The organism is Paraburkholderia bryophila (assembly GCF_003269035.1).
Classification (GTDB): Bacteria; Pseudomonadota; Gammaproteobacteria; order Burkholderiales; family Burkholderiaceae; genus Paraburkholderia; species Paraburkholderia bryophila.
The window spans coordinates 1-3,082 of record NZ_QLTK01000067.1; the positions used below are offsets into that span (position 1 = coordinate 1).

At 54.7% G+C, this 3,082-nt stretch carries 3 protein-coding genes; 1 reads left to right on the plus strand and 2 read right to left on the minus strand.

The annotated features are described in order from the left end of the window. The first annotated feature begins 227 nt into the window (after nucleotides 1-227). The gene (locus tag BX591_RS35690; RefSeq protein ID WP_167444693.1) at nucleotides 228-1,757 is read left to right on the plus strand and encodes a serine/threonine-protein kinase; all 1,530 of its coding nucleotides are present in this window, start codon (nucleotides 228-230) and stop codon (nucleotides 1,755-1,757) included. Between the two features lie 283 nt (nucleotides 1,758-2,040). On the opposite strand, the gene BX591_RS35695 is transcribed toward BX591_RS35690, so the two are convergent. Then, nucleotides 2,041-2,808: an SAM-dependent methyltransferase gene (locus tag BX591_RS35695; protein WP_111935993.1), complete on the minus strand. Its 768-nt coding sequence runs from the start codon at nucleotides 2,806-2,808 to the stop codon at nucleotides 2,041-2,043. Between the two features lie 72 nt (nucleotides 2,809-2,880). Next, nucleotides 2,881-3,082, minus strand: a 202-nt coding sequence (locus tag BX591_RS36820; RefSeq protein WP_208644760.1) for a hypothetical protein, incomplete at its 5' end; no start/stop codon positions are given.

The following is a 3,082-nucleotide window of genomic DNA, read 5'->3' on the forward strand; positions in this document are numbered from 1 at the left end:
GAAAGCTGTGCAGGAACGACGGATCGACTGTACTTTTGTGTCACCATTGACTCGACTGGTGCAGCGACAGCGCCATAGGGAGCTGGATTCGGCCAATTTGCGTCAGTCGACTGGCACACCAGGATCGTCATCAATCGAGGTCAGACGTGGATGTATGCATGGCGACCATGCGTCAAACTCGGAAGCTACCGCGCCAAAGAATAGCGGGTAAAGACAGGATGAGCCAAATGACCAAAATGTACGGGAATCGCTGGGAAATTGAACGTAGCCTTTCAGGGGGAGGACAGGCGGACGTTTTTGTCGCTCGCGATCGTCAGAATTCGACCTCCGAACTAGTTGCGCTCAAGCGCTTAAGGAATCCGAACCGGCACCCGCGTTTCAAGAACGAAGTTGCAGCCATCGCACGGCTTGACCATCCAAATATCATCAAGCTTATTGATCATTCCGCGCTCGATACGACTTCGGATTCACCCGAAAAGCAATACCTGATAATGCCGCTTGCAAGCGGCGGAGATCTTTCGAAGTGTGTCGGAAGATTCAAAGATAACTTAGATGGCACGTTGATAGTGGCGCATCAGCTCGCATCTGCGCTCCGTCACGCTCATGCATCGGGTGTCATACACCGTGATGTTAAGCCGCAAAATATTTTGTTTGCCGGCTCAGACAACGACGTTTGGCTGACGGACTTTGGCATATGCTTTCTTCGCGATCAAGAGCGTCACACCGCGGAAAATGAGGCGGTTGGCCCGTGGGCCTTCATCGCGCCGGAGCTTGAAGGTGGTGGACATCTCGAAGTCACACCTGCCGCTGACATATATTCCCTGGGCAAAGTCATTTATTACATGATCAGCGGCGGAACGGTCCTTCCTCGTGAACGGCTGGCTGATGTCACCTATGCTGAGCTCTTCTCTAGGGGCGGGCGGTATGACTTGCTGCGACTTCTCCTTGACAGGATGGTTTGTCCAGCGCAGAAGCGCATCCAGAGCATGGATGACGTGATTCGTGAATTGGAACAAATACAACACTGGGATCGCAATGCGAAGCTGGCACCGATCAGCGATACCGGAGCGTCGAAGCTGGAACAGCTTCGACGTTCGATCCTCGATCAGCGACACATCGCTGAGTTAAACGAGGCGACGGCGATAGGCGAGCGCGAACTAGAGTTGCAAGTTCGCACCCATATTCTCGAATTACTTCGAGACGAGTTGAAAAAATTCGCTACCACGATTTCAGAGGGTGGTGCTCTCAATGCGACCGTGGCCGACGCCACATCGCCGCGGGGCATGTACATCGGCGACTACGTGGGAAAATCCGGCTTGGAAGTTGTGGTGCACAATTTCGGAACGCAGTTTGCGGCAAATCACGTCCTGCAACTTGCGGTTTGCCAAAGGTTCCATGTTAACCACAACTCAAACCCAGCAGTCGAGCGTCAGCCGATAGACCACCCGATCGTCATACTTCCCGCCTACGGTCGACGTGCGTCGAAGACTACGATGACGACGCAACCCATCGCGAATTTTTACATTGCGTCTCCTGCACAAATTGTTGCAATACCGGAGGTAAAGACCGCGCTCCGATCGGGCTTACGGCCTCAACAACTGGCTGGTAGGGGTGCACCTCCGCAACCGCTCTACAACCGGTTCCTAACCTCGGAATGGCCTGGCGCTGCAACATCGCTGAAGTCCTTTCTAACTCAAGTCTGCGATGCCTTCATCGATATTTTGATGCGTAACAAAGACAATCCTTTTCCTCGATAACGGACGATCGTGGAAAGGACCTCTCGACGCACTGCGAATGACTGCATAGTGGAAATGTGAACGTCGGCTCGGGGTCGACCTGAGCCCACTGCATCAGGCAGAGGTCGGCCAGAAACGACGTTCGACATCGGCACGTGGATTGGCGACAATCGGAAATCTGACCTGCGGGACAGACTTGCCGCGATGCGCGTCACTGAACTAGACGGGACGGCGCGCAGCCAACGGTCCGTCGCTTAGATCGGCCGCGAAAGACCCGCGGCCGAGGAGCATTTGCCCGCAAATTTCAGGTGCGCGAAAGTAGGTAGTAGCCGAAACCGAGCGTCGCGCGCCCCCAATGCAAGTATGAGCTATGCCAATCTTGCATTCGCTTCAAGAACTTCGCCGAGTCGGGGTCATCAGGATTCGTCGCCAAGTATTGCATCATCGCGTCGCAATACCTCCCTTCGTATTCATCCCACTCATCTTCGCTGCTGGTTGCGGTCCGCAGCAGGTTATAGCCCAACGCACTGGCGCGTTGGGCGTTTTCCGCGTGAGAAACGAATTCGTCGGCTGTTCCGCTAATTACATCCAGATAGCCTTGCGCGGGTTGCTGCCTCCAATATCCCTCGGCGACGAGCAAACGGCCATTGGGCTTCAACCAGTCGAACGCGACACGCAGGCATTCTTCGAATGAACCGAATGCATGCGTAGATCCGACGCAGAGGATTGCGGCGTATCCGTCTTCGGGTCGCGTGTGCTCTAGCAGAGGAGCGTTGATCAGGCTCAGCCGTGAGTCGTTCGGAGAGTCCCGCTGAAACGCAGATCGGGCCGCGTCTAAGAAGCTTTGATTGATATCGACGCCGACACCACGTGCTGGTGACAGGTGAAGCACATCTCGCAATAGCGCTGCCTTGCCACATCCGGCATCCAGCACGATGTCATCTACTGAGAAATTCGCGACGAAGCTGCGGAGTAGTTCATGAGCTTTATTCTGCGACAGCGGACTCAGGTAACGGTGGTTGCTATGTGCGATTGTGGTAAAACGGAACGGGTCGTAGTTCGTGTTGGTCATGGTTCTCTTGCGAAACGGTATTGATGGATTTTTTCAACGTCGATTCACAAAGAGCTTTCATACACGAACCTCCTAAATATTGTCGTTGTGCGGCGCTGCAAGCTTACCCAGATTCTCAGACGGCTGCAATTCTTCACGCTTTTGAACGGCCGCTCTGGGAGTTCGCGAATGGCTGGTTGGGGTGTGCGCCGTGAAAAGGTGGCGCTTTCCAGCGGGTGCAAGCCCCGCCCGGCAAATGCTCCAGCCGGAAGCAACCGGAGCAGCTATGGAGGCA

Coding starts and splice junctions, on each gene's coding strand:
- BX591_RS35690 (WP_167444693.1), top strand. CDS start 228: ATGACCAAAATGTACGGGAATCGCTGGGAAATTGAACGTAGCCTTTCA.
- BX591_RS35695 (WP_111935993.1), bottom strand. CDS start 2,808: ATGACCAACACGAACTACGACCCGTTCCGTTTTACCACAATCGCACAT.